Raw genomic sequence first — 280 nt, 5'->3', positions numbered from 1 at the left:
ACGATAGAGCTCGTCCTTATGGCTGGAGCATCTGCTCGGATCAATATTTGTCCATCCCCGCCATGGACGAGAAAATGGCGGCGACCTGGTTTCTGGTTGAGCGCTATTTACAACCGTTGATGCCTCGTGATGCCTTGCAGAAGCTCGCTCCTATATTTGATGCGGTGGACGCTTGGTTCAAAAAGCACAAGCCGACAGGAGGGCGTAGCTGGAAAGACAAGGTTGCCTATGTGCCTCGGGGCTTCTCCTTGCAGCAAGCATCGGTTCCTGCAGGGATTGT

General features: G+C 53.6%; 1 pseudogene. It reads left to right on the top strand.

The features are described 5' to 3' along the window. Positions 1-74: 74 nt before the first annotated feature. Positions 75-280, top strand: a pseudogene (locus A3730_RS31645) (WYL domain-containing protein); the annotation flags it as partial.

Source organism: Alcanivorax sp. HI0044, from assembly GCF_001634945.1.
This window is presented reverse-complemented; position numbering and strand designations above follow the sequence as displayed.